The 23,572-nt window shown below is 69.8% G+C and carries 23 protein-coding genes; 19 read left to right on the top strand and 4 right to left on the bottom strand.

Annotation, left to right across the window (positions count from 1 at the left end):
* The first annotated feature begins 80 nt into the window (after window positions 1-80).
* The 6 genes from NRY95_16190 to pbpC all read left to right on the top strand — a co-directional run bounded on the left by NRY95_16190 (window position 81) and on the right by pbpC (window position 8,213).
* Entirely contained in the window at window positions 81-1,475 is a 1,395-nt protein-coding gene (locus tag NRY95_16190; GenBank protein ID UYC15255.1) for a sigma-54 dependent transcriptional regulator, read from the top strand.
* Window positions 1,476-2,280: 805 nt separating this feature from the next.
* Window positions 2,281-2,787: a HAMP domain-containing histidine kinase gene (locus NRY95_16185; GenBank protein ID UYC18604.1), complete on the top strand. Its 507-nt coding sequence runs from the start codon at window positions 2,281-2,283 to the stop codon at window positions 2,785-2,787.
* 443 nt (window positions 2,788-3,230) lie between these two features.
* On the top strand, window positions 3,231-4,298 hold the full coding sequence (locus NRY95_16180; GenBank protein ID UYC18603.1) for an MFS transporter: 1,068 nt from the start codon (window positions 3,231-3,233) through the stop codon (window positions 4,296-4,298).
* A gap of 22 nt (window positions 4,299-4,320) precedes the next feature.
* Complete coding sequence (locus tag NRY95_16175; GenBank protein UYC15254.1) at window positions 4,321-4,968, top strand: HAD family phosphatase; 648 nt, start codon at window positions 4,321-4,323, stop codon at window positions 4,966-4,968.
* Entirely contained in the window at window positions 4,965-5,768 is an 804-nt protein-coding gene (locus NRY95_16170) for a DeoR/GlpR family DNA-binding transcription regulator (protein ID UYC15253.1), read from the top strand. The genes NRY95_16175 and NRY95_16170 overlap by 4 nt, the downstream gene beginning before the upstream one ends.
* A gap of 21 nt (window positions 5,769-5,789) precedes the next feature.
* Window positions 5,790-8,213: a penicillin-binding protein 1C gene (gene pbpC, locus NRY95_16165; GenBank protein ID UYC15252.1), complete on the top strand. Its 2,424-nt coding sequence runs from the start codon at window positions 5,790-5,792 to the stop codon at window positions 8,211-8,213.
* Window positions 8,214-8,574: 361 nt separating this feature from the next.
* Here the strand turns inward: pbpC and NRY95_16160 are convergent, their stop codons facing one another.
* Together NRY95_16160 and NRY95_16155 are read right to left on the bottom strand one after the other, a co-directional pair.
* Window positions 8,575-9,150, bottom strand: coding sequence for a bacterioferritin (locus NRY95_16160; GenBank protein ID UYC15251.1), 576 nt, complete (start codon window positions 9,148-9,150; stop codon window positions 8,575-8,577).
* Window positions 9,151-9,184: 34 nt separating this feature from the next.
* Complete coding sequence (locus tag NRY95_16155; GenBank protein ID UYC15250.1) at window positions 9,185-9,667, bottom strand: peroxiredoxin; 483 nt, start codon at window positions 9,665-9,667, stop codon at window positions 9,185-9,187.
* 169 nt (window positions 9,668-9,836) lie between these two features.
* On the opposite strand from NRY95_16155, the gene NRY95_16150 reads away from it, so the two are divergent.
* Together NRY95_16150 and NRY95_16145 are read left to right on the top strand one after the other, a co-directional pair.
* A complete protein-coding gene (locus NRY95_16150; GenBank protein ID UYC15249.1) occupies window positions 9,837-10,304 on the top strand; it encodes an Hsp20/alpha crystallin family protein in 468 nt (155 codons plus the stop codon).
* 136 nt (window positions 10,305-10,440) lie between these two features.
* Window positions 10,441-11,331 carry a DnaJ domain-containing protein gene (locus tag NRY95_16145; protein UYC15248.1) on the top strand — a complete coding sequence of 297 codons (891 nt, stop codon included), beginning with the start codon at window positions 10,441-10,443 and terminating at the stop codon, window positions 11,329-11,331.
* 284 nt (window positions 11,332-11,615) lie between these two features.
* On the opposite strand, the gene pilH is transcribed toward NRY95_16145, so the two are convergent.
* Together pilH and NRY95_16135 are read right to left on the bottom strand one after the other, a co-directional pair.
* Window positions 11,616-11,999, bottom strand: coding sequence for a twitching motility response regulator PilH (gene pilH, locus NRY95_16140; protein ID UYC15247.1), 384 nt, complete (start codon window positions 11,997-11,999; stop codon window positions 11,616-11,618).
* Window positions 12,000-12,081: 82 nt separating this feature from the next.
* Window positions 12,082-13,086, bottom strand: a complete 1,005-nt coding sequence (locus NRY95_16135) for an acryloyl-CoA reductase (GenBank protein UYC15246.1) — start codon at window positions 13,084-13,086, stop codon at window positions 12,082-12,084.
* A 143-nt stretch (window positions 13,087-13,229) separates the two neighbouring features.
* Between NRY95_16135 and hflK the strand changes: the two genes are divergently transcribed.
* The 11 genes from hflK to NRY95_16080 all read left to right on the top strand — a co-directional run bounded on the left by hflK (window position 13,230) and on the right by NRY95_16080 (window position 23,547).
* Entirely contained in the window at window positions 13,230-14,381 is a 1,152-nt protein-coding gene (gene hflK / locus NRY95_16130) for an FtsH protease activity modulator HflK (protein UYC15245.1), read from the top strand.
* A complete protein-coding gene (locus tag NRY95_16125) occupies window positions 14,378-15,241 on the top strand; it encodes a protease modulator HflC (GenBank protein ID UYC15244.1) in 864 nt (287 codons plus the stop codon). Before hflK ends, NRY95_16125 begins: the two co-directional genes overlap by 4 nt.
* A gap of 302 nt (window positions 15,242-15,543) precedes the next feature.
* Entirely contained in the window at window positions 15,544-15,729 is a 186-nt protein-coding gene (locus NRY95_16120) for a DUF2065 family protein (GenBank protein ID UYC15243.1), read from the top strand.
* Between the two features lie 266 nt (window positions 15,730-15,995).
* The gene (locus NRY95_16115) at window positions 15,996-17,288 is read left to right on the top strand and encodes an adenylosuccinate synthase (GenBank protein ID UYC15242.1); all 1,293 of its coding nucleotides are present in this window, start codon (window positions 15,996-15,998) and stop codon (window positions 17,286-17,288) included.
* A 137-nt stretch (window positions 17,289-17,425) separates the two neighbouring features.
* Entirely contained in the window at window positions 17,426-17,956 is a 531-nt protein-coding gene (locus tag NRY95_16110) for a MarR family transcriptional regulator (protein UYC15241.1), read from the top strand.
* Window positions 17,946-18,641 carry a hypothetical protein gene (locus tag NRY95_16105; GenBank protein ID UYC15240.1) on the top strand — a complete coding sequence of 232 codons (696 nt, stop codon included), beginning with the start codon at window positions 17,946-17,948 and terminating at the stop codon, window positions 18,639-18,641. The genes NRY95_16110 and NRY95_16105 overlap by 11 nt, the downstream gene beginning before the upstream one ends.
* 10 nt (window positions 18,642-18,651) lie before the next feature.
* Window positions 18,652-18,798: a hypothetical protein gene (locus tag NRY95_16100; protein ID UYC15239.1), complete on the top strand. Its 147-nt coding sequence runs from the start codon at window positions 18,652-18,654 to the stop codon at window positions 18,796-18,798.
* An 87-nt stretch (window positions 18,799-18,885) separates the two neighbouring features.
* Window positions 18,886-19,170 (top strand): DUF1778 domain-containing protein, encoded by a 285-nt coding sequence (locus NRY95_16095; protein ID UYC15238.1) that lies wholly within the window; start codon window positions 18,886-18,888, stop codon window positions 19,168-19,170.
* Window position 19,171: 1 nt separating this feature from the next.
* Window positions 19,172-19,471 (top strand): type II toxin-antitoxin system RelE/ParE family toxin, encoded by a 300-nt coding sequence (locus NRY95_16090; protein UYC15237.1) that lies wholly within the window; start codon window positions 19,172-19,174, stop codon window positions 19,469-19,471.
* A gap of 43 nt (window positions 19,472-19,514) precedes the next feature.
* The gene (locus NRY95_16085) at window positions 19,515-20,741 is read left to right on the top strand and encodes a hypothetical protein (protein UYC15236.1); all 1,227 of its coding nucleotides are present in this window, start codon (window positions 19,515-19,517) and stop codon (window positions 20,739-20,741) included.
* Window positions 20,742-20,877: 136 nt separating this feature from the next.
* Window positions 20,878-23,547: a M1 family metallopeptidase gene (locus NRY95_16080; protein ID UYC15235.1), complete on the top strand. Its 2,670-nt coding sequence runs from the start codon at window positions 20,878-20,880 to the stop codon at window positions 23,545-23,547.
* The last annotated feature ends 25 nt before the right edge of the window (window positions 23,548-23,572 follow it).

The following is a 23,572-nucleotide window of genomic DNA, read 5'->3' as shown; positions in this document are numbered from 1 at the left end:
CCAGCAAAGCAGGCTGCGTGCGTTGCGATCGCCGCGCATGACGCGTATGCCGGCGGTGGTCAGCCGCTAGACTCTGCGCCATGAACGACGCCCGCACGCCACCCTTGCCGCGCATCCTGGTGGTCGACGACCAGGTGGACGTGCGCGAGGCCTTGCGCATGCTGCTCAAGAGCGCCGGCTACGGCGTGGTCGGCGCGCAGTCGCCGGAGCTGGCGCTGGCCTGCCTGCGCGGCGACGAGTTCGCCGCGGTGCTGGTGGACATGAACTACGCCCGCGACACCACGTCCGGCGCGGAAGGCTTGGCGCTGATCGCGCAGATCGCCGCGCAGTGGCCGGGATTGCCGGTGATCGCGATGACCGCCTGGGCCAGCATCGAACTGGCGGTGGCGGCGATGCGCGACGGCGCGGTGGATTTCATCGAGAAGCCGTGGCAGAACGCGCGCGTGCTGGCGGTGCTGGACAGCCGCATCGCGCTGGACCGCAGCCGCCGCAACGCACAGCGGCTCGGCGAGGCGCAGGCCTTGCTGCTGCAGGACGGCGCCGCCGGCTTCGTCGCCGAATCGGCGCCGATGCAGCGCCTGGTCGAGGACCTGCTGCGCATCGCCGGCAGCGGCGCCAACGTGCTGCTGCTGGGCGAGAACGGCACCGGCAAGAGCCTGCTCGCGCAGCTGCTGCACCAGTGGTCGCCGCGCCGCGCGCAGGCCTTCGTCAAGGTCAACATCGGCGGATTGGCGCCGGCCCTGTTCGAAGCCGAACTGTTCGGCCATGTGCGCGGCGCCTATACCGACGCACGGCAGGACCGCGCCGGCCGCTTCGAACTGGCCGACGGCGGCACCCTGTTCCTGGACGAGATCGGCAACCTGCCGCTGCAGCAGCAACCCAAGCTGCTGCGCGCGATCGAGGATGGGGAATTCGAGCGGCTCGGCTCCTCGCGCACGCTGCGCGTGGACGTGCGCATCGTCGCGGCGACCAATGCCGACCTGGACGCGGAAGTGGCGGCCGGGAATTTCCGCCAGGACCTGCTGTACCGGCTCAACACCTTCCAGTTGCGGGTGCCGCCGCTGCGCGAGCGCGGCGCCGACATCCTGCCGCTGGCGCGGCACTATCTGGCCACCGCCTGCACGCGCTACCGGCGGCCGCTGCCGGCGCTGGCGCGCGACGCCGAGCGCGCCTTGCTCGGCTACGCCTGGCCGGGCAACGTGCGCGAACTGGCGCACGCGATGGAGCGCGCCGCGCTGCTCGCCGACGGTACGACGCTGGGCAGCGACGACCTGCGCCTGCAACCGGCTTCCGGCGCGGTGCCGGCCTTGTCGACCCAACTGACTCTGGAAGAAGCCGAGGCGCTGCTGCTGCGGCAGGCGCTGGCGCAGCAGCAGGGCAATCTGCAGCGCGCCGCCGACCAGCTCGGCATCACCCGGCAGAGCCTGTACCGGCGCCTGGGCAAGCATGGCCTGCGCAGCGATGACGGCGGCTGAGCGGCAGCGGCGGCGACCGTTGTGGCTGGCGGCGCCGGCCTTGCTGGCGTTGGCGCTGGTGCTCGCGGTCGGCGCGCCGCGGCCGCCGGAGGCGGCCGTGCTGATGCTGTGCGTGCTGGCGCTGACCGCGGCGTTGTGGCGCCGGCAGCAACGCGAGGCCGGGCAGCGCCTGCGCACCCTCGGCGGCCTGCTCGAGGCGCTGCGCGAGGGCGACTACAGCGTGCGCGTGGCGCAGGACGCACGCGATCGCGACAGCGATGGCCTGCTGCAGCGCTTCAACGCGCTGGCGCAGCGGCTGCAGGACGAGCAGCGCGATTCGCACGAGAGCCTGCAGCTGCTGAGCAAGACCCTGGCGGCGCTGGACGGGGCGGTGTTCGCGTTCGAACAGGACCAGCGCCTGCGCCTGGTCAACCCGGCCGGCGAACGCCTGCTCGGCGCCGCCGCCGAGCAGCTGATCGGGCAGTCCGCGCAGGCGCTTGGCCTGGCCGGATTGTTCGCGTTGCCGTCGGGCAGCATCCACGCGCATGCCTTCGCCGGCCAGCAAGGGCGCTGGCAGATCGGCCACGCCGCCTTGCGCAGCCGCAGCCAGGCCGGACAGCTGCTGCTGGTGCAGCCGATGGAGCGCGTGTTGCGCGAGGAGGAAGCGCAGGCCTTCCGCCGCCTGTTGCGCGTGCTCGGCCACGAGATCAACAACTCGCTGGCGCCGATCGGCTCGATCGCCGATACCCTCGGGCGCCTGCTCGCGGCCGCGCCGGACACGCTCGACGCCGAACTGCACGCCGACCTGCGCAACGGCCTGGGCGTGATCGAACAGCGCAGTGCGGCGCTGCAGCGCTTTCTCGGCGGCTACGCGCGCCTGGCCAGGTTGCCGGCGCCGGTGCCGACGGCCGTGGCGCTGGCCTCGCTGTGCACGCGGGTGCAGCGCTTGCTCGACGATCCGCGGGTGCGGGTCGAGGTCGACCCGCAACTGCGAGTGCACGCCGACGCCGACCAACTCGAGCAAGTGCTGATCAACCTGCTGCGCAACGCGCTGGAGTCCGGCGGCAGCGCGCCGGTGGCGTTGCGCGCGCGCAGCGACGGCGCAACCGCGTCGATCGAAGTCCTCGACGGTGGCGCCGGGCTGCCGCCCAGCGACAACCTGTTCGTGCCGTTCTTCACCACCAAGCCCGGCGGCTCGGGCATCGGCCTGGTGCTGTCGCGGCAGATCCTGGAGGCGCAAGGCGCCAGCCTGAGCCTCGAAACGCGCGCAGATGCCGCCGGCAGCGTGGCCACGCTGCGCCTGCCGCTGGCGGCGGACGGCCACGGGGAGTGACGCCGGCTGCGCGGCCCTGCAGTCCGGGAGCGCAGGCCGCGATGTCGCAGATGCCGTCCCTGCGCGGTCGGGCAGGGCGGTGCCATGCCGGCATATGCGCGCGCCTGGTGATTCCGTAAGCGTGGCGGGCTTCTTCGAGCTCGATGCCTTGCCGGTGAAGCGTCGGGGCTGAAGCCTCTTGCTGCAGGATGGTCGGCGTCGGGCAGCAGCGCACAGCGCGGCTCGTCGCCAAATGCGCGGCTTCGCCACGGCCTTTCGTTCCCGCCTGTCTATCCGTCATTTTGCATCTTGTTGCACGATTATGCGTGCTTCAGTACAGTCGCCGCATGCCTGCCGACCTACCCATCGCCACCGCGGAACGCATCGCTTCCGCCGTCCCCGACGCCGCCGCCAGGCCTGCGATCCGCGCCACCCGCTGGGTGTTCCTGCTGTCCGGGATCGCGATGGCCGCGTGGGCGCCGATGGTGCCGTACGTGAAAGCGCGCTTCGCGCTGGACGATGCCGCCCTGGGCCTGGTGCTGCTCGCCTTCGGCGGCGGCTCGATCCTGGCGATGCCGCTGGCCGGCGTGCTCAGCCACCGGGTCGGCAGCCGCGCGGTCATGGTCGCTTCCGGGCTGGCGTTGTGCCTGGGCCTGCCGCTGGTGGCGCTGGCGCCGACCGTGCCGGGCATGGTCGCCGCGCTGCTGTACTTCGGTGCCGCGCTCGGCGCGCTGGACGTGGCGATGAACGCGCACGGGGTGGAAACCGAGACGCGCGCCGGGCGGCCGGTGATGTCCAGTTTCCACGGCGTGTTCAGCGTCGGCGGGCTGACCGGCGCAGCGGCGATGAGCGCCCTGCTCGCGCTCGGAACGCCGTTGCTGGCGGCCACGCTGGCGGTGTCGGCGCTGTTGCTGGCGCTGCTGCTGTGGCAACGCGCCGGCCTGCTGGCCGGCGCTGGCGGCGATCCGGCGCAGCGCACCGCGTTGCGCCTGCCGCGCGGCGTGGTGCTGGTGCTGGGCGCGCTGTGCTTCATCTGCCTGCTCGCCGAAGGCGCGATGCTCGACTGGAGCGCGGTGCTGCTGCGCGAGTTCCATGGCATGGACACGCGCTACGCCGGCGTCGGCTATGCGCTGTTCTCGGTGGCGATGGCGGCCGGCCGCTTCGGCGGCGACCGGGTGGTCGCACGCATCGGCCAGCCGGCGATGCTGGCGGCCGGTGCGTCGCTGGCGGCCGGCGGCCTGCTGCTGGCCACGCTGCTGCAGGGCGTCGCCAGCGGCCTGCTCGGTTATGCGCTGGTCGGCCTGGGCGTGTCGAACCTGGTGCCGATCCTGTTCGGCGCGGCCGGGCGCCTGCCCGGCACCTCGCCGGCGGTGGCGATCGCCGCGCTGACCACGCTCGGCTACACCGGCCTGCTCGCCGGGCCGGCGCTGATCGGCTTCCTCGCCCACGCCAGCAGCCTGCCCACCGCGTTGCTGGCGGTGGCCGGGCTGTTGCTGCTGGTGGTGATGGGGTCGCGGCTGCTGCGGCACTGATCCGACCTAGGAGCACCACGCCATGCCAGCCACTCCCGCGCACGCGCCGCACACCGTGATCTTCGACCTCGGCGGCGTGCTGATCGACTGGAACCCGCGCTATCTGTACCGGCAACTGTTCGACGACGCCGCCGAGATGGAGCGCTTCCTCGCCGAGGTGTGCTCGCCGCAGTGGAACGAGCAGCAGGATGCCGGCCGGCCGTGGCGCGAGGCGGTCGCCGAGCTGAGCGCGCTGCATCCGGCGCATGCCGAGCGGATCGCCGCCTATCACCAGCGCTGGGAGGAAACCCTCGGCGGCCCGCTCGAGGCCAGTGTGCAGATATTGGAAGAACTGCACGCACAGGGCGTGCGCCTGTATGCGCTGACCAACTGGTCGCAGGAGACGTTCCCGGTCGCGCTGCAGCGCTATGCGTTCCTGCAGCGCTTCGCCGGGATCCTGGTGTCCGGGCAGGAGCGGCTGGTGAAGCCGGACCCGGCGATCTTCGCGCTGCTGCTGTCGCGCTATGGCATCGATCCGGCGCGCGCGGTGTTCATCGACGACGCGCCGCGCAACGTCCACGCCGCCGCCGCGCAGGGCCTGCACGCGCTGCAGTTCCGCGACGCGGCCACGCTGCGTGCCGAGCTGCGCGCGCTGGGCCTGCCGCTGCGCAGTGCCGGGTCGGGCGCATGACGGACGCCGCCGACGCGCTGCCGCAGGAACGCCAGCAGGCGATCCTGCAACGCCTGCGCGAGCACGGCCGGGTCGTGGCCACGGAGCTGGCCGCGGCGTTCGCGGTGTCGGAGGATTCGATCCGCCGCGACCTGCGCGATCTCGCCGCGCAGGGCCTGTGCCGCCGCGTCTACGGCGGCGCGCTGCCGCCCACGCCCGGCTTCGCGCCGCTGCCGCAGCGGCACGAGGAACACGCCGAGCGCAAGCGTGCGCTGGCGCAGGCGGCCGCCGCGCTGGTGCGCCCCGGGCAGGTGCTGCTGATCGACGCCGGCTCCACCAACAGCGCCATCGCCGCCGCGCTGCCGCTGCGGCAGCGCCTGACCGTGATCACCAATGCGCCGGACATCGCTCAGCTGCTGATGCCGCGCGAAGGCGTCGAGATCCTGCTGATCGGCGGCCGGATCGATCCGCGGATCGGCGCGGCCGTCGGCGCGCAGGCGCTGCAGCAACTGCGCCAGGTCCGTGCCGACCTGTGCTTTCCCGGCGCCTGCGCGATCGATGCCGAGCGCGGGCTGTGGGGCGTGGACGGCGAGGAAGCGCTGTTCAAGCGCGCGATGATCGAGGCCAGCGGCGAGACCGCGGTGGTGGTCACCGTGGACAAGCTCGGCGCGCATGCGCCGCATCTGGTGGCCGCGGTGGCGGCGATCGACCATCTGGTGGTGGAGCACGATGCGGCCCAGGCGCGGTGCGCGCCGTTCCTGGCGCAGGCGCTGCAAGTGCATCGCGCGGATGCGCCGGCGCCGCCGCAACGGGCAAAATAGCCGCTTCCACCGGGAGCCCGCATGTCACAGGATGTCTCCGCCGCCACGCTCCGCGCGCGGCGCACCCGGCGCTGGACGCGCCTGCTGCCACGGCCGCATTGGGGCCGCCTGCACTGGCGCGTGCTGCGCTGGGGCACGGTGGCGTTGCTGGCCACGCTGTTGCTGCTGGACCTGGCGTTCCCGCTGCCGCTGCCGAAATCGCGCGATACCTCGACCCTGGTGGTGGCCGCCGACGGCACCCCGTTGCGCGCCTTCGCCGACGGCAATGGCGTGTGGCGCTACCCGGCCACGCCGCAAAGCGTGTCGCCGCTGTATCTGCAGGCGCTGCTGAACTACGAGGACCGCTGGTTCTGGCATCACCCCGGGATCAATCCGTGGGCGCTGCTGCGCGCCGGCAAGCAGTGGGTGTTCTCGCGCCGCATCGTCTCCGGCGGTTCCACCCTGACCATGCAGGTGGCGCGGATCCTGATGCCGGACAACGTCAGCACGCGCAGCCCGCTGGGCAAGCTGCAGCAGCTGTTGCGCGCGCTGCAGCTGGAAGCGCACCTGAGCAAGCGCCAGATCCTGCAGCTGTACCTGGAGCGCGCGCCTTACGGCGGCACCATCGAGGGCGTGGAGGCGGCCAGCTGGGCCTACCTGGGCAAGCCGGCGTCGCGCCTGTCGCAGGCCGAGGCGGCGTTGCTGGCGGTGCTGCCGCAGGCGCCGAGCCGGTTGCGCCCGGACCGGCACCCGGAGGCCGCGCGCGCCGCGCGCGACAAGGTGCTCGAGCGCATGGTCGAGCTGCAGGTGTGGTCGCGCGCGCAGGTCGACGACGCGCGCATCGAACCGGTGGTGGCGCGCTCGCTGCAGTCGCCGATGCATGCCGCGCTGCTGGCCGAGCGCCTGCGCCGGCAAGCGCCGCGCGCCGCGCACATCGTCTCCACCCTCGATGCGGATCTGCAGCGCACCCTGGAGGATCGGGTCAGCGCGTATTTCTCGCAGCTGCCCGAGCGCACCTCCGCGGCGTTGCTGGTGGTCGACAACCGCGACCTGCAGGCGCGCGCCTACATCGGCTCGGTGGTGTTCGGCGACCGCAAGCGGCTCGGCGACGTGGACATGGTGCAGGCCTGGCGTTCGCCCGGTTCCACGCTCAAGCCGTTCCTGTACGGCATGGCCCTGGACGACGGCCTGATCCATTCCGAAAGCCTGCTGGTGGACGCGCCGCAGAGTTTCGGCGACTACCGCCCGGGCAATTTCGACGAGGCCTTCAACGGTCCGGTCGGCGCGGCCAGCGCCTTGCGCCTGTCGCTGAACGTGCCGGCGGTGGACCTGCTCGAGCGGGTCGGCCCGGCGCGTTTCGCCGCGCGCCTGAACAACGCCGGCATCGGCCTGAAGTTCCCGCGCGGCAGCACCCCGAACCTGGCGCTGATCCTCGGCGGCACCGGCGCGCAGCTGGAAGAGCTGGTCGGCGCCTTCGCCGCGCTCAACCGCGACGGCATCGCCGGGCGCGTGCGCTACACCGCCGCCGACAAGGTCATCGACCGGCGGCTGATGTCGCCCGGCGCGGCGTGGATCGTGCGCGAAATCCTCGAGGCCAACCCGCGGCCCGGCTACGGCATCGGCACCTTCGATGTCGGCACGCGCCCGCGCGTGGCGTGGAAGACCGGCACCAGCTACGGCTATCGCGACGCCTGGGCGATCGGCAGCACCCGCCGCTACACGGTCGGGGTCTGGGTCGGGCGCCCGGACGGCACGCCGCTGCCCGGCCAGTACGGCGCTGTGACCGCGCTGCCGCTGATGTTCGAGACCATCGACAGCCTGCCGCGCGCACGCGGCGACAACGCGCCGCGGCCGATGCCGGGCAACGTGCAGCAGGTGGACGTGTGCTGGCCGCTGGGCATCGCCGCCGAACAGACCCCGCCCGCGCTGTGCCAGCGGCGCTTCTCCGCCTACGCGCTGGACGGCGCGGTGCCGCCGACCTTCGCCGAGCGCGACGCGCGGCTATGGAGCGCCGGCCGCGACACGGTGCAGGTGGATGCGCACAGCGGCCTGCGCCTGTCGCCGGATTGCGCGCGGCCGCACCAGGCGGTGCAGCGCGAACTCGCGCGCTGGCCGGCGCTGCTGACGCCATGGCTGCACGCCAGCGAACGCCAGGCCGGGCAACTGCCGGCGCTGGCGCCGGACTGCCGCGACGACGGCCGCGGCGGCAACGACGTGCTGCGCATCGAAGGGCTCAACGACCGCGCCACCCTGGCGCGCGCGCCGGGCAGTCCCAGCGTGCGCCTGCAGGTGCGTGCGCTGGGCACCACCGCGCCTGTGGACTGGCTGCTGGACGGCCGCTGGATCGCGCGCACCGAGGGCGCGCGCCACTTCCAGCGCGATTTCGCCGAGGCCGGCGAGCACACCCTGACCGCGCTGGCCAGCAACGGCGCGTGGACCCAGGTGCGGTTCCGGGTGCTGCATTGAGTGGGCTGTGCGCGGATCCCGCGCGCGCTGCGGGATGTGGAGCATTCGGCTTTGCTGCTTAAAGCCGAAGGAGTGTTGTGGGAGCGACTTCAGTCGCGACGGGCATTACCGGTAAAGCCCGTCGCGACTGAAGTCGCTTCCACAAGAGATACGTTCCCTGCGACTGCATCGTGAAGCCCTAACGCGCTTTCTGGTGGTATGCCTCCTACAGGGAGCGTCAGGCTGCGTTACGCAGATGGACGATTTTTGCAGGAGCGGTTCCAGCCGCGACGGGCGCTATCGGCGCATCCAGTCGCGATTGCCACAAAAAAAGCGCCCGGCAGGTGCCGGGCGCTGGATGTGCAGACAGGCGATCGCGCGACTACTTCCCGATCCATCCTTCCAGCATGTCGGAGAACTCGTCCGCGTGCTCTTCCTCCTGGGCCAGGATCTGCTCCAGGATGCGCTTGGTGGTGGTGTCCTTGTCGCCGACGAAGTTGATCATCTCGCGGTAGCTGTCGATGGCGATGCGCTCGGCGATCAGGTTCTCCTTGACCATGTCGCGCAGGTCCTCGCCTTCCTTGTATTCGGCGTGCGAACGCGCGGTCAGGGTGTCGGGATTGAGGTCCGGTTCGCCGCCCAGCTGCACGATGCGCTCGGCCAGCTTGTGCGCGTGCTCCTGCTCCTGCTGCGCATGCTCCAGGAACTCGGCCTTGACCGAATCGGCGAGCATGCCCGAGGCCATGAAGTAGTGGCGGTAGTAGCGCAGCACGCACACGTATTCGGTGGCGAGCGCGTCGTTGAGCAGTTTGATCACCGCCTCGCGGTCGGCGCTGTAGCTCTTGGTGATCGCGCCGTCCTCGATGCTCTGGCGCGCATTGGCGCGCAGCGTGGCGGTGTCGGTGAGGCCGGTGGTGTTGTGCAGCGGCTTGGCGTCGTTGGCTGGCTTGTTGGACATGGCTGGCCGGTTCCTGTGTGGTGGGTGGAGGGGATCAGTCGGGGAGATGCTGCAGCACGTAGTCGGCAGCGGAGACCTTGAATTCGCCGGGCGCCTCGACGAACAGCGCGCGGACCACGCCGTCCTCGGCGTACAGCGCGAAGCGCCGCGCCCGCACGCCCATGCCGTAGCTGCTGGCGTCCATTTCCAGGCCCAGCGCCTTGGCCAGTTCGCCGTTGCCGTCGGACAGCATCTGCAGGCCGTCCGGCACCAGCTGGCTCTTGCCCCAGGCCTGCATCACGAACGGGTCGTTGACCGCCATGCAGTACACCTCGATGCCGCGCTTGCGGAACTCCTCGAAGTGCTCGACGTAGCCGGGTAGGTGCTTCTCCGAGCAGGTCGGGGTGAACGCGCCGGGCACCGCGAACAGCAGCGCATGGCGGCCGTCGAACAGGCTGCGCGTGTCGACCTGCTCCACGCCCTCGCGGATGCGCTGCAGGACCACTTCGGGAATGCGTTCGCCGGGCTGGATGGGCATGTCGGGCTCCTTGGATGAATCGAGTCTAGGAATTGGGATGGGAAGGCAGCGTCAAGGCCCTTGAAAAGCGCCGGCCCATTCCTATCTGGCAGGCATGGCGGCGGGCCTGGCCCGGCGCCGCGAACCACCCGTCAGGGTCTATCCCATTCACGTTGCAGGAGACTACGAGATGAGCATCGTCCGTTATCGCCAGTTGCCGGCCCAGGCCGCCTTCCAGAACGAGATCAAGCAGGTGTTCGACCGCTTCTTCGACCCCAACGGCGGCACCGACGAGTCGGCCGTCGTCACCGCGCAGTGGGTGCCGCGCGTGGACATCAAGGAGGAGCCGGAGCGCTTCGTGCTGTACGCCGACCTGCCCGGCATCGACCCGGCCGAGATCGAGGTGTCGATGGACAAGGGCATCCTGTCGATCCGGGGCGAGCGCAAGAGCGAGTCCACCGCCGACAGCGAGCGCTTCTCGCGTATCGAGCGCCGCTACGGCAGCTTCCACCGCCGCTTCGCGCTGCCCGACAGCGCCGATCCCGACAACATTTCCGCCACCGGCTACCATGGGGTGCTGGAAGTGCGCATCCCCAAGCGCCCGGCGAGCACGCCGCGCCGGATCCAGGTCGGCAGCGGAGCCACGATCGTGCAGTAAGCGCCCGCCCGCGTCGGCGCCGCCACGGCGGCGCCGCGCCTTCGCGGCCGGCCGGTAGAATGGCCGGGCGATGGTGCGCAGCATGCAACCGGCCCGTTGCCGCAAGGCGGCGGGCCGACTCTTTTTGAGGTGATGGATGGAATTCAAGGATTACTACGCGACCCTGGGCGTGGAGCCCAGCGCGGGCGACGCCGAGATCAAGACCGCCTACCGGCGGCTGGCGCGCAAGTACCATCCCGACGTCAGCAAGGAGGCCGGCGCCGAGGACAAGTTCAAGGCCATCAACGAGGCCTACGAGGCGCTGCGCGATCCGCCCAAGCGCGCCGCCTACGACCAGCTGCGCGCGCAGGGCTACCGGCCCGGCGAAGAGTTCCAGGCCCCGCCCAACTACGGCGGCGCGCAGGGCTACGACTTCGAGGAAGTGTTCGGCAACGGCGGCGCCGGCGGCGGTTTCAGTGATTTCTTCGAGAGCCTGTTCGCGCGCCAGCAGCGCGCGCGCCAGGGCGGCGCCGGCCCCGGTCCCGGCGCGGGTGCGGCGCCGCGCGGCGACACCCGCGCCAAGCTGGCGGTGCCGCTGGAGGCTGTGTATGCCGGCGACAGCGTGCGCATCACCATCAACGGCAAGCAACTGGACGTGCGCGTGCCCAAGGGCGTGCGGCCCGGCCAGGTGATCCGGCTGAGCGGGCAGGGCAACGGCGGCGGCAACCTGCTGCTGGAGATCGAATACGCCGCGCACCCGCAGTTCGAGGTGGACGGGCTCAACATCCTGTACACCCTGCCGGTGACGCCGTGGCAGGCGGCGCTGGGCACCAGCATCAGCGTGCCGACCCTGGGCGGTGCGGTGGAGTTGAAGATCCCGCCGGAGTCCGACGCCGGGCGCAAGCTGCGCCTGCGCGGCCGCGGCCTGCCGGGCACCCCGGCGGGCGACCAGATCGTGGAACTGGAAGTGCTGGCGCCGGCCCCGGAGACCGAGGCGCAGCGCAAGGCCTATCGCAGTCTGGCCAAGGCGTTCGGCGAGGCGGTTTGAGGGCCGGGACTCGGGACTGGGGACTGGGGACCCGGGACTCGAAGGATGGTTGCGAGTGCGCTGCATCCCTGGCTTTCTGTAGGAGGGGCTTCAGCCCCGACGCCTTACCGGTAAGGCGTCGGGGCTGAAGCCCCTCCTACAGAAAAGCGGTCAGGCTCTGAGATTACGAAAAGGCCGCTTCTTTCTTCCAAAGAATCGGCACTTTTTATCCAAATCGCTTGACAGCGATTTACCCCGGGACAGCCTCCCCGAGTCCCGAGTCCCGAGTCCCGAGTCCCGGCTCCTCAGCCCTTCGGCCCATCCTCGCCACTGAACACCCGCTCGATCACCTCGGACAGTTCGTCCTCGGAGAACGGCTTGGTGATGTAGGCGCGGGCGCCCTGGCGCATGCCCCACATGCGGTCGGTGTCCTGGTCCTTGGTGGTGACCAGGATCACCGGGATGTTCTGCGTGCTCGGCTCGCGGCGCAGCGTGCGGGTGGCCTGGAAACCGTTGAGGTTGGGCATCACCACGTCCATCAGCACCAGGTCCGGCAGCGCCGCCTTGGCCGCTTCCACGCCGGCCGCACCGTCGGTGGCGGTGAGCGTTTCGTGGCCCAGCTTCTCGACGATGCGCTGGATGCCGAGCAACTGCGACGGCGAATCGTCGACGATCAGGATGCGTGCCATGTGTTTCCCCCTTGGAGCCACGAGTGTAGTGGCAGCGGCGCGCACCCGGAAAGCGCTGCGCGTCACAAACGCCCGGGCAGGTCTACGCCGCCGGATCCAGCCGCACCACGGTGCGCCCGAACGACTGCCCGGCGAGCATCGTCGCGAACACCTCGGGCAGGCCCGACAGCTCCACTTCGCGGGTGCAGATCGCGTCCAGGTGGCGCGGTTTCCAGTCGCTGCCCAGCTGCTGCCAGATCCGGTCGCGCAGGTCGCGCGCGGTGCCGGCCGAGCCGATCCCCAGCAGCGACACGCCGCGCAGGATGAACGGCATCACCGTCATGTCCAGCTCCGGGGTCGCCGCCAGCCCGGCGCTGGCGACATTGCCGTACGGCGCCGTCTGCGCCAGCAGGCTGGTCAGCATCGCGCCGCCGACGTTATCCAGGCCGCCGCCGAAGCGCACCGACTCCAGCGGGCGCCGGGTCTGCAGCGCCTCGCGGCCCAGCACCTGGCTGGCGCCCAGCGCCTTCAGGTGCTCGGCGCGGTCGGCCTTGCCGCTGACCGCATGCACCTCGAAGCCGGCGCGGCTGAAGATGTCGATCGCCAGCGAGCCGACCCCGCCGGTGGCGCCGGTCACGCACAGCGGGCCGTGGTTCGGCGTCTGCCGGTTGTCGAGCAGGCGCAGCAGCGCCAGCGCCGCGGTGAAGCCGGCGGTGCCCAGCACCATGCTCTCGCGCAGGCTCAGCCCGGCCGGCAGCGGCACCACCCACTTGGCCTCCAGTCGCGCGTACTGGCTGTAGCCGCCGTCGCGGGTCTCGCTCAGGCCGCAGCCGGTGACCAGCACCGCATCGCCTTCCTTGAACGCCGGATCGCTGGAAGCGACCACGTGCCCGGCCACGTCGATGCCGCCGACCAGCGGGAAGCGGCGCAGGATCTTGCCCTGGCCGGTGCCGGCCAGCGCGTCCTTGAAATTCACCGACGACCAGGCGCCGCGGATCACCACTTCGCCGGGACTGAGCTGGTCCAGCCCCACCGGTTCGACCGCGGCGCGGTAGCCGGCATCGTCCTGGTGGATGCGCAAAGCGGGGAAGCTGGCGGGGAGCGGCATGGCGAACACCTTGGTCGGCGCGACGGAATGCACCAAGATAGCCCTTTCGAAACGTCGGATCTGCCCCATCTTGTAGAATCGGCGACTCACTTACGGTGACCGGCGCGCACCGACGCGCCGCCACCTACCTTCTTGGAGCATGCATGGCCTGGAATACACCCGGCGGCAAGGGCACAGATGGCCCGGACAATCACGGGCGCAATCCCTGGAAGCCTCGTGGCGGCAATGGTGGTGGCAAGTGGGGCGGGTTGCCCGGTCCGCTGAAGGACCTGTTCGGTGGCGACGGCGCCAACATCGGCCGCTGGGTGCTGGCCGCCGCGGTGCTGTTGCTGCTGTTCAGCAGCTTCCAGCTGATCGGCGAGCAGCAGCGCGGCGTGGTGCTGCGCTTCGGCCAGTTCTCGCGGATCCTGCAGCCGGGGCCGAACTTCAAGCTGCCGTGGCCGATCGAATCGGTGCGCAAGGTCAACGCCACCGAAATCAAGACCTTCAGCAACCAGGTGCCGGTGCTGACCCGCGACGAGAACATCGTCAGCGTCTCGCTCAACGTGCAGTACCGCATCGACGACCCGCGCATGTACGTGTTCGGCTCGCGCAACGCCGACCAGGTGCTGGAGCAGGCCGCGCAGAGCGCGGTGCGCGAACAGGTCGGCCGCGCCGACCTCAACGTGGTGCTGAACAACCGCGGGCCGATGGCCACCGCCGCGCGCGACCGCCTGCAGGCCGCGCTCAGCGCCTACCGCACCGGCCTGATCGTGACCGGGCTGACCCTGCCCGACGCGCGCCCGCCAGAAGAAGTGAAGCCGGCCTTCGACGAGGTCAACGGCGCGCAGCAGGTCAAGGAACGGCTGATCAACGAGGCCCAGGCCTATGCCGCCAAGATGGTGCCGGAAGCCCGCGGCCAGGCCGCGCGCACCCGCACCGTCGCCGAAGGCTACAAGGAAGCGTCGATCGCCCGCGCGCAGGGCGATGCCGAGCGCTTCACCCTGCTGCAGCAGCAGTACCAGAGCGCGCCGGAGGTCACCCGCAAGCGGCTGTGGCTGGAAACCGTGCAGAAGGTGCTGTCGGAGAACCGCAAGGTCATCGGCGGCGACGGCCGCCAGCTGATCTACGTGCCGATGCCGGCCGATGGCGGCAAGGCTGCCGGCGCTGCCGCGCCGGCGCCGTCCAGCGGCGGCGGCGTGCCGACGCTGCCGCAGGAGGTCCTGATGCCGTCGCTGTCCAGCAGCCCGGCCGAGAGTATCCGCAGTCCGGAGCGCTCGCCGCGCCCGAACGGCCGTGAGGAGGTGCAGCCATGAGAATTTCCCTGTGGGCAGGCGTTGCGGTCGTGGCGCTGTTCGTGTTGCTCAGCTCGGTGTTCGTGGTGCGCGAAGACCAGACCGCGATGGTGCTGAACCTGGGCCGCGTGGCGCGTGCCGACCTCAAGCCGGGCCTGCACTTCAAGCTGCCGCTGGTCGAATCCACGCGCGTGTTCGATCGTCGCTTCCAGGTGCTGGACACGCCGCCGGCGCGTTACTTCACCGCCGAGCAGAAGGACGTCAGCGTCGACTTCTTCGCCATCGGCTACATCTCCGACGTGCGCGCCTTCTACCGCGCCACCGGCGGCGACGAGAAGGTGGCCAATGCGCGCCTGGCGCCGATCATCATCGATTCGCTGCGCAACCAGATCAACGCGCGCACCCTGCAGCAGCTGGTGTCCGGCGACCGCAGCGAACTGATCGCGCAGCAGCTGAGCGCGATCAACGCCGCCGGCAAGACCCTGGGCATGCAGATCACCGACCTGCGCATCAAGCAGATCGACCTGCCGACCGACAGCCAGGTGATCACCGACGTGTACGAGCGCATGCGCGCGCAGCGCAAGCAGGAAGCCAGCAAGCTGCGCGCCGAAGGCGAAGAGCAGGCGCTGACCATCCGGGCCCAGGCCGACCGCGAGAGCACCGTGCTGGTTGCCGAGGCCGAGCGCGACGCGCAGAAGCTGCGCGGCGAAGGCGATGCCGAAGCCGCCAGCATCTACGGCAAGGCCGGCTCCGCCGACCCGTCGTTCTACGCGTTCTACCGCAGCCTGGAGGCTTATCGCGGCGCCATGGCCGACGGCAACGCGGTGATCGTGCTGGACAAGAACGATCCGTTCCTGCAGTACCTCAAGAGCGAGCGCTGATCGAGCCGGGATTGGGGATTGGGGATTGGGGATTGGGGATTCGTAAAAGCGGGTCCCGGTTCCTGACCAAGTGCAGGTTGCCGGTCGCATACGACCTGGTGGCCCGGCGCTTGGAGCGTTCTCAACCCGGATAGCCGCAGCTCGCGGACTGTTGTGGGAGCGACTTCAGTCGCGACGGGCCTTCCCGGTGAAACCCGTCGCGACTGAAGTCGCTCCCACAAGTTTTTGGTTGTCTGTAAACATGCAAGAACGCCGCTTCAGTCCCGCCGCGCCGCGGCCATCCACTCCGCCCGAGACTCCCCATGCACGACCTGATCGCCGCGGTGTGCCTGATGATCGTCTTCGAGGGGCTGGTGCTGCTGGTCGCGCCGGAGGCCTGGAAGCGGCTGGTGCAGCAGATGTTGGCCATGCCGGTCGCGCAGCTGCGTGCGTCCGGTGGTGTGGCCCTGGCGGTGGGGCTGCTGGCCCTGTGGTGGGTCCGCGCCTGAGCGACGGCCCGATCCATCCAGGCCGGTTGCGCTGCTGAACGCAGCGGCCGAGGGGGTGGTGAGCGTCACCCAAAACCCGGATAATGCACAAAAGCCGGCCGGGCCCGCTCCACACGAGCGCCTCGACCGGCTTTTCCGTGTAAGGGCCTGCCGCCGCCTGGACGCTCCCCGATGGAGCGGCCGTACCGGCGCCGGCAAGACCCGTGCATGGCCACCACATCCGTGCGGCCCCGATGGCTGCGCAGCAAACCAGGAGTTACCCAGCCATGGGTCAGTCAGTTGTCGTGCTCGGCGCCCAGTGGGGCGATGAAGGCAAAGGCAAGATCGTCGATCTGCTCACCGAGGAAATCGGTGCCGTCGTGCGCTTCCAGGGCGGCCACAACGCCGGCCACACCCTCGTCATCAACGGCAAGAAGACCGTCCTGCACCTGATCCCGTCGGGCATCCTGCGCGAAGACGCGCTGTGCCTGATCGGCAACGGCGTGGTGATCTCGCCGGCCGCGCTGATCAAGGAAATCAGCGAGCTGGAGGACGCGGGCGTGGAAGTGCGTTCGCGCCTGAAGATCTCCCCGGCCGCGCCGCTGATCATGCCGTACCACATCGCCCTGGATCAGGCCCGCGAGAAGGCCGCCGGCGGCAAGGCCATCGGCACCACCGGCCGCGGCATCGGCCCGGCGTACGAAGACAAGGTGGCGCGCCGCGGCATCCGCATCGCCGACCTGCACTACCCGCCGCAACTGGAAGAACTGCTGCGCACCGCGCTGGACTACCACAACTTCGTGCTGACCAAGTACCTGGGCGTGGAAGCGGTCGATTTCCAGAAGACCTTCGACGAGGCCCTGGCCTTCGGCGAGTACGTACAGCCGATGAAGTACGACGTGGCCGGCATCCTCCACGAGCTGCGCAAGCAGGGCAAGCGCGTGCTGTTCGAAGGCGCGCAGGGCGCGCTGCTCGACATCGACCACGGCACCTACCCGTACGTCACCAGCTCCAACACCACCGTCGGCGGCGCGCTGGCCGGCACCGGCGTCGGCGCCGATGCCATCGACTACGTGCTCGGCATCGCCAAGGCCTACGCCACCCGCGTCGGCGGCGGCCCGTTCCCGACCGAACTGGACGACGAAGTGGGCCAGGGCATCCGCGACCGCGGCGCCGAGTACGGCGCCTCCACCGGCCGCCCGCGCCGCTGCGGCTGGATGGACATCGTCGCGCTCAAGCGCGCCGTCGCCATCAACGGCATCTCCGGCCTGTGCATCACCAAGCTCGACGTGCTCGACGGCATGGAGAAGCTGAAGATCTGCATCGCCTACGAATACCGCGGCAAGCGCACCGAATACGCGCCGCTGGACGCGCAGGGCTGGGAAGAGTGCACCCCGGTGTACCTGGAGTTCCCCGGCTGGACCGAGAACACCCACGGCATCACCGTGTGGGACGAACTGCCGCCCGCCGCCCGCGCCTACCTGCGCGCGCTGGAGGAACTGGCCGGCTGTCCGATCTCGATCGTCTCCACCGGCCCGGACCGCGACCACACGATGGTGCTGCAGGATCCGTTCGCCTGATCCGGCGTCCCGGCGCATGCCGGGACCAGTGCCGCAGGAAGGCCCCGCAAGGGGCCTTCTTTTTGGGTCAAAAGACTTGCAAAGCAGTGCCCTGGGGCGGATATTCCATATTCCGGAATATGGAATAAGGGTGCGCTGTGGAGCTGAAGCCCCAGGACCTCGTGGTGCTGTACAAACAGGTCGCTCAAGCAGGGCGATCCTGGACGTATGCGTCCTTGGGCGAAGCGCTGCAGATGAGTGCCTCGCAAGTGCACCGTAGCGTGAAGCGATGCGTGGCGTCCGGCTTGGCACTGGAGAAGGGTCGCGGCGAGTGGGAGGCGGTGCGTACGGCGCTGCATGAATTCGCGGTCCACGGCGTGCGCTATGCATTCCCCGTCACCTTGGGTCCTGTGCGGCGAGGGATCCCCACGGCGTTCGGCGCGCCGCCGCTGTCCGTGGATATCGCCAGCGCGCCCGGCGAGGCGCCGGTGTGGCCGAGCGCAGAGGGCATGGCAAAGGGGCCGGGCGTGGCGCCATTGTCCGCCAGTGCGCCGCACGCCGCGCTGGTCGATCCTGGCTTGTACGAATTGTTGGCGCTTCAGGATGCCTTGCGCATCGGCCGCGCACGCGAGCGCGCATTGGCTGCAAAGCACCTCAAGCAACGGTTGGGCCTCGGCGATGCGAGCTGACGATCCCAATCTGCCGCATCTACGTCTGATCGCCGATGCGCTAGGCGACCTGCGCGAGCAGGTCGTCTTCCTCGGTGGCGCAGTCGTTGGCCTGTTGCTGTCCGATCCATTGGCCGAGAGCGTTCGCTCTACCTACGACGTCGATGCGGTGGTGGATCTGGACTGGTCCCGGTTCCGTCGTATCGAAGAGCGTGTGCAGACGCAAGGCTTCGCCCGCGAGATGGAAAGTGGCGTGGTCTGTCGTTGGGTGCATCGTAATTCTGGTGTGGTGTTCGATCTGATGCCGGTGGATTCCGAGGTCCTTGGCTTCTCGAATCGTTGGTACGCCTACGCCGTGGAAACCGCTCAGTCAGTTGAATTGGATGAGCGTTTGTCCATACGGATGGTGACAGCGGTTGCGTTCGTCGCGACGAAGCTCGAGGCCTTCGCTACGCGGGGTCAGGGCGACTTTCTTTCCAGCCACGATCTGGAGGACGTGCTCAATGTCGTCGACGGTCGGGCAGAACTGGTGGAAGAACTTGCCATGGCGCCGGAAGACCTGAGGCACATGGTTGCCAACGCGTTTGCGGCGCTGCTGGACGATCCCGCGTTCGCGAATGCGCTGCCCGGCCTGGTGGCCGAACCCGGAAGGGCAGGGATTGTGCGCGAACGCCTTCAAGCCATGCTCCTTTCGCGGCCAAAGTGAAAATCGCCGCATGACGAAGATGCCGCACGCAAGACGACACTCCCAGCCTCGCGCCGACGTCGACGCGATGGCCGAGCGGCGCTACGCCGGCATCATCGCGTCCGGGAAGGCCATTGCGTGGAGCGACATGCGCGTCTATCTGGAAAAGCGCATGTGAGGTGAGCTGAACCCTACTCAGTCGGCTGCCTGCTGCCTGTACCACACATGTGCTACATTGCCTCGAACCCATCGCCGGGAGCCCCGCATGAGCACCACCACCATCCGCCTGCCGGACGCGCTCAAGGCCCGCATCGCCAAGGCGGCGGAAGCGGCCGGCACCACGTCGCACAACTTCATCCTGGAAGCCATCGCCGAGAAGGCCGAGCTGGCCGAGCGGCGCGCCGACTTCCACGCCCAGGCCGATCAGCGCTGGGCCGAGTTCCTGGAGACGGGTGAGACCATCCCGTGGGACGAGGCGCGCACCTACTTCAGGGCCCAGGTGGCAGGAAAGCCTGCGAAGCGGCCGGTGGCGCGCAAGCTGGAAGACTGAAGTGGCGCGCATTCGCCTCGGTCCCGGCGTGATCGAGGATCTGGAGCGGATCGCCGCGTATTTGCGCGACCACGAGAGCGCGCATGCAGAACAGAGAGCCGAGGAGATCGTCAGCGCGTTCGACGTGCTGGCAGGCAATCCGTTGATCGGCCGCCCGGTCCATGGAGACAGCCGCGAACTGGTGATGGGCCGCGGTTCGCGCGGTGACGTGGCGTCGTATCGCTATGTGGATGTGACCGACACGGTGATCGTGCTGGCGATTCGCGCACAGCGAGAGGCGGGCTATGCACGCGATGCATGAAACCGAGGCGGACACCCGCCCCAACTAACAAGGAAGACCGCTGATGTTCGCAGCCCTGTTCGACAAGCTGTTCAATCGCAAACCCAGTCCTGATGCGTTCGCCAAGCTGTTCGAGGAGGCGTTGCGCGCGCAGGGCTACCGCGAGGAGCTCACGTACCGGCCGGACGAATTCCGCCTTGTCGCGCCACGCGGGCGCATCATCAACCTGCACAACGCCTACCACGACTACACCACCGCCGATCGCCAGCGCCGCGCCGAGGTGCTGCGCAGCTATGCCGCGGCGTTCGTGGAAGAGGGCGGCGAAGACAACCGGATCGAGACCTTGGAACAGGCGCGGCCGATGCTGATGCCCGTCGTGCGCCATCGCGCCATGTTCGAGGAAATGCGCCTGGAGCATGTCCGCGCGCATGGCTGGGAGACGCCGTTCACGACCGTCTGGCGCGAGCTGAGCGAGGACTGCGTCGAGTTGCTGGCGATCGACCGCCCCGATTCGACCTCCACCCTGCTCGCTGGGCCGAAGGACGCGTGGGGCATCACCTTCGAGCAAGCCCTGGCCATCGCCCACGACAACCTGCGCGACGCCACGCCGGACCGTTTCGTCGAGGTCGCCGCAGGCATCTTCCAGGGCGCCTGGCACGACGCCTACGACACCAGCCGCGTGGTGCTGCCCGACGTGCTGCAGCGCGTCCCGGTGAAGGGGCGACCGGTGTTCATGCTGCCCACCCGCGATTGCCTGCTGGTGGTGGGCGACCGCGACGAAACCGCGATGGCGGGCATGCTGGAACTGAGCCTGGACGCGGCCGCGAACGGCCGCTGCATCTCCTCGCTGGCCTTCGCCTACGACGACGCGCGCCGGATCGTGCCGTTCGCGTTGCCGCAGCCCGAGCACCGGCGCCGCCAGGCCGATCTGCAGCGCATGATGGATGCGCCGGCCTATTCCCTGCAGAAGGACCTGCTGGAAAAGATCCACGCCGCGAACCACACCGACATCTTCGTCGCCTCCTACCGCGTGTTCGAGGAGAACGACGGCAGCGGCCGGCAGTTCTCGCTGGCGACCTGGACCCGTGATGTCGACACCTCCTTGCCCAAGGCCGATCGCATCGCCTTCGTCGTGCCGAAGGACGCGGGCGACGCGGACATGGTGGTCGCGGACTGGGACAAGGCCGTCGCGGTGGTCGCTGAACTGATGGAGCAGGAACCGGACTTCTATCCGCCGCGCTTCCGCGTGCGCGACTTTCCCAGCGAGGCGCAACTCAGGCAACTGGCATGACCTGGCCGCTGCCATCGGATCGGCATTGGCGGGGTCCTGCCGGCCCGAGCTGATTGCCCGCTGTCTGCATTGCAGGCGGCCGCGTCGAACGCGCCGCGCCGTCTGTATCCTGCGCCGGCCCCTTCGAAGAGCCCCCATGCGCCAGATCCTCACGACCGCCATCGCCCTGGCCCTGGCCAGCGTCTCGCCGTGCACGTTCGCCCAGCCGGAACGTCCTGCACCCAGCATCGCCGCCGCGCCGGCCGCCGCGGTCACCACGCAATTGCCGCGCACTGCCAGGCCGAACCATTACGCACTGGAAATCACCCCGCACGCCGACACGATGACGTTCGACGGCAAGGTCCGCATCGCGCTCGACGTGCTGCAGCCCACCGACCGCATCGTGCTGCAGGCCGCCGACCTGCGCTTCGGCCGCAGCACCCTCACCGGCGGCAAGGCAAAAGCCGCGCTGGTGGCCAAGGTCGCCACCGACGCCGACGCGCAGACCGCCAGCTTCGTGTTCGACCAGCCGCTGGCGCCGGGCAGCTACGTGCTGTCCATCGCCTACAGCGGCGTCATCAACACCCAGGCCAATGGCCTGTTCGCGCTGGACTACGCCACCGCGCACGGCCAGCGCCGCGCGCTGTACACGCAGTTCGAGAACTCCGACGCGCGCCGCTTCCTGCCGTCCTGGGACGAACCCGACTTCAAGGCCACCTTCGACCTGACGGTGAACGCGCCGGCCGCGCAGATGGTGGTCGGCAACATGCCCGTGGCCGCCACCACCGACCTCGGCCATGGCCTCAAGCGCGTCGCGTTCCAGACCACGCCGAAGATGTCCACCTACCTGCTGTTCTTGGGCGTGGGCGAGTTCGAGCGCACCGCGCTCAAGGGCGACAACGGCACCGAGATCGGCGTGATCGCCCAGCAGGGCAAGGCCGACCAGGCGCGCTTCGCGCTGGAGTCCGGCCGCGACGTGCTGCGCGAATACAACGCCTACTTCGGCGTGCGCTATCCGCTGCCCAAGCTGGACAACATCGCCGCCCCGGGCGGCAGCCAGTTCTTCAGCGCCATGGAGAACTGGGGCGCCATCTTCACCTTCGAACATTCCCTGCTGCTGGACCCGGCTGTGTCGGACGTGACCGACCGGCAGCGCGTGTTCACCACCGCCGCGCACGAGATCGCGCACCAATGGTTCGGCGACTTGGTGACCATGGCCTGGTGGGACGACCTGTGGCTCAACGAAGGCTTCGCCACCTGGCTGGAAGGCCGCACCACCGCCAAGCTGCACCCGGAATGGGATATCGACAAGACCGGCCCGGCCTACGTCAGCCGTGCCGCCATGGGCAGCGACGCCTACGCCACCACCCACCCGGTAGTGCAGAAAGTGGCCACCGTCGAACAGGCCAGCCAGGCCTTCGACGGCATCACCTACGAAAAGGGCTCGGCGGTGATCGGCATGCTGGAGGACTACGTCGGCGCCGACGCATGGCGCGACGGCGTGCGCCGCTACATCGCCAAGCGCGCCTATGGCAACGCGGTCACCGGCGACCTGTGGCAGGAAATCGACGCCGCCGCACCCGGCAAGCAGTTCCTGCAGGTGGCGCACGACTTCACCCTGCAGCCGGGCGTGCCGCTGATCGAGGTCGCCGCCAACTGCAACGCAGGCACCACCGTCGTGCGCCTGGAGCAGGGCGAATACACCCTCGACCGCCCCGACAAACAGCCACTGCACTGGCGCGTGCCGGTGGCCGTGCGCAGCGGCGGTAATGAAGTGCGCGTGCTGGTGGACGGCAGCGCGCAGCTGCAACTGCCCGGCTGCGCCGCCCCGGTGCTGGTCAACGCCGGGCAGAAGGGCTACTACCGCACGCTGTACGCGCCCGCGCAGTTCAAGGCGCTGACCGCCGGCTTCGCCACGCTGCCGGTGGTGGACCAGCTCGGCGTGCTGCTGGATACCAGCGCACTGGCCACGGTCGGCCTGCAGCCGCAAGCGGACCTGCTCGGCCTGGCCGACACGGTGCCGGTGGGCGCGGCGTCGGACCTGTGGGTCACTGTCGCCACGGTCTACGCCGGCATCGACGATATGTTCAAGGACGACCCGCAGAGCCAGGCCGCCTGGCGCCGCTACGCGCTGTCGCGGCTGGCGCCGGAGTTCGCCACCCTGGGCTGGGACGACCGCGCCAGCGACTCCGCCCAGGCCAAGCAACTGCGCGCGCACCTGATCGACACGCTCGGCGGCATGGGCGACGCCCAGGTGATCGCCGAAGCGCGCCGCCGTTTCGCCGCCTTCCAGGCCGACCCGACCGCCTTGTCGCCGGAACTGCGCAACAGCGTGCTGGGCATCGTCGCGCGCCATGCCGACGCCGGCACCTGGGACGCACTGCACCGGATGGCGCAGAAGGAGACGTCCTCGATGATCCGCGACCAGGACTACCTGCTGCTGGCCGCCGCCAAGGACGCCACTCTCGCGCAACGCGCCCTGGACATGGCGCTGACCGACGAGCCCGGCGCTACCAACAGCGCCTCCATGATCACGACGGTGGCGGGCGAGCATCCGGACCTAGCCTTCGATTTCGCCGTGGCCCACCGCGACCACGTGGACACCCTGATCGACACCACCTCGCGCGCCCGCTACTACCCGCGCCTGGGCGCCGGCTCCGTCGACCTGAAGATGGTCGACAAGATCCAGGCGTATGCGCAGCGCTACCTCGCCGCGACCTCGCGCCGCGATGCGGACGCAGCCATTGCCGACATCCGCACGCGGGTGAAGCTGCGTGCGCAGCGGGTGCCGCAGATCAAGGCGTGGTTGGCGGGGCGGAAGGGGTGAGGGTGGGTGGCTGGTCGAGTGCGGC

It is taken from the genome of Xanthomonas campestris pv. phormiicola (genome assembly GCA_025666215.1).
Lineage (GTDB): Bacteria > Pseudomonadota > Gammaproteobacteria > Xanthomonadales > Xanthomonadaceae > Xanthomonas_A > Xanthomonas_A campestris_A.
This window is presented reverse-complemented; position numbering and strand designations above follow the sequence as displayed.

Excerpts from the sequence above, each read along its gene's own strand:
- NRY95_16190 (UYC15255.1), top strand. The coding sequence starts at position 81 with ATGAACGACGCCCGCACGCCACCCTTGCCGCGCATCCTGGTGGTCGAC.
- NRY95_16180 (UYC18603.1), top strand. The coding sequence starts at position 3,231 with ATGGCCGCGTGGGCGCCGATGGTGCCGTACGTGAAAGCGCGCTTCGCG.
- NRY95_16175 (UYC15254.1), top strand. The coding sequence starts at position 4,321 with ATGCCAGCCACTCCCGCGCACGCGCCGCACACCGTGATCTTCGACCTC.
- NRY95_16170 (UYC15253.1), top strand. The coding sequence starts at position 4,965 with ATGACGGACGCCGCCGACGCGCTGCCGCAGGAACGCCAGCAGGCGATC.
- pbpC (UYC15252.1), top strand. The coding sequence starts at position 5,790 with ATGTCACAGGATGTCTCCGCCGCCACGCTCCGCGCGCGGCGCACCCGG.
- NRY95_16160 (UYC15251.1), bottom strand. The coding sequence starts at position 9,150 with ATGTCCAACAAGCCAGCCAACGACGCCAAGCCGCTGCACAACACCACC.
- NRY95_16155 (UYC15250.1), bottom strand. The coding sequence starts at position 9,667 with ATGCCCATCCAGCCCGGCGAACGCATTCCCGAAGTGGTCCTGCAGCGC.
- NRY95_16150 (UYC15249.1), top strand. The coding sequence starts at position 9,837 with ATGAGCATCGTCCGTTATCGCCAGTTGCCGGCCCAGGCCGCCTTCCAG.
- NRY95_16145 (UYC15248.1), top strand. The coding sequence starts at position 10,441 with ATGGAATTCAAGGATTACTACGCGACCCTGGGCGTGGAGCCCAGCGCG.
- pilH (UYC15247.1), bottom strand. The coding sequence starts at position 11,999 with ATGGCACGCATCCTGATCGTCGACGATTCGCCGTCGCAGTTGCTCGGC.
- NRY95_16135 (UYC15246.1), bottom strand. The coding sequence starts at position 13,086 with ATGCCGCTCCCCGCCAGCTTCCCCGCTTTGCGCATCCACCAGGACGAT.
- hflK (UYC15245.1), top strand. The coding sequence starts at position 13,230 with ATGGCCTGGAATACACCCGGCGGCAAGGGCACAGATGGCCCGGACAAT.
- NRY95_16125 (UYC15244.1), top strand. The coding sequence starts at position 14,378 with ATGAGAATTTCCCTGTGGGCAGGCGTTGCGGTCGTGGCGCTGTTCGTG.
- NRY95_16120 (UYC15243.1), top strand. The coding sequence starts at position 15,544 with ATGCACGACCTGATCGCCGCGGTGTGCCTGATGATCGTCTTCGAGGGG.
- NRY95_16115 (UYC15242.1), top strand. The coding sequence starts at position 15,996 with ATGGGTCAGTCAGTTGTCGTGCTCGGCGCCCAGTGGGGCGATGAAGGC.
- NRY95_16105 (UYC15240.1), top strand. The coding sequence starts at position 17,946 with ATGCGAGCTGACGATCCCAATCTGCCGCATCTACGTCTGATCGCCGAT.
- NRY95_16100 (UYC15239.1), top strand. The coding sequence starts at position 18,652 with ATGACGAAGATGCCGCACGCAAGACGACACTCCCAGCCTCGCGCCGAC.
- NRY95_16095 (UYC15238.1), top strand. The coding sequence starts at position 18,886 with ATGAGCACCACCACCATCCGCCTGCCGGACGCGCTCAAGGCCCGCATC.
- NRY95_16085 (UYC15236.1), top strand. The coding sequence starts at position 19,515 with ATGTTCGCAGCCCTGTTCGACAAGCTGTTCAATCGCAAACCCAGTCCT.
- NRY95_16080 (UYC15235.1), top strand. The coding sequence starts at position 20,878 with ATGCGCCAGATCCTCACGACCGCCATCGCCCTGGCCCTGGCCAGCGTC.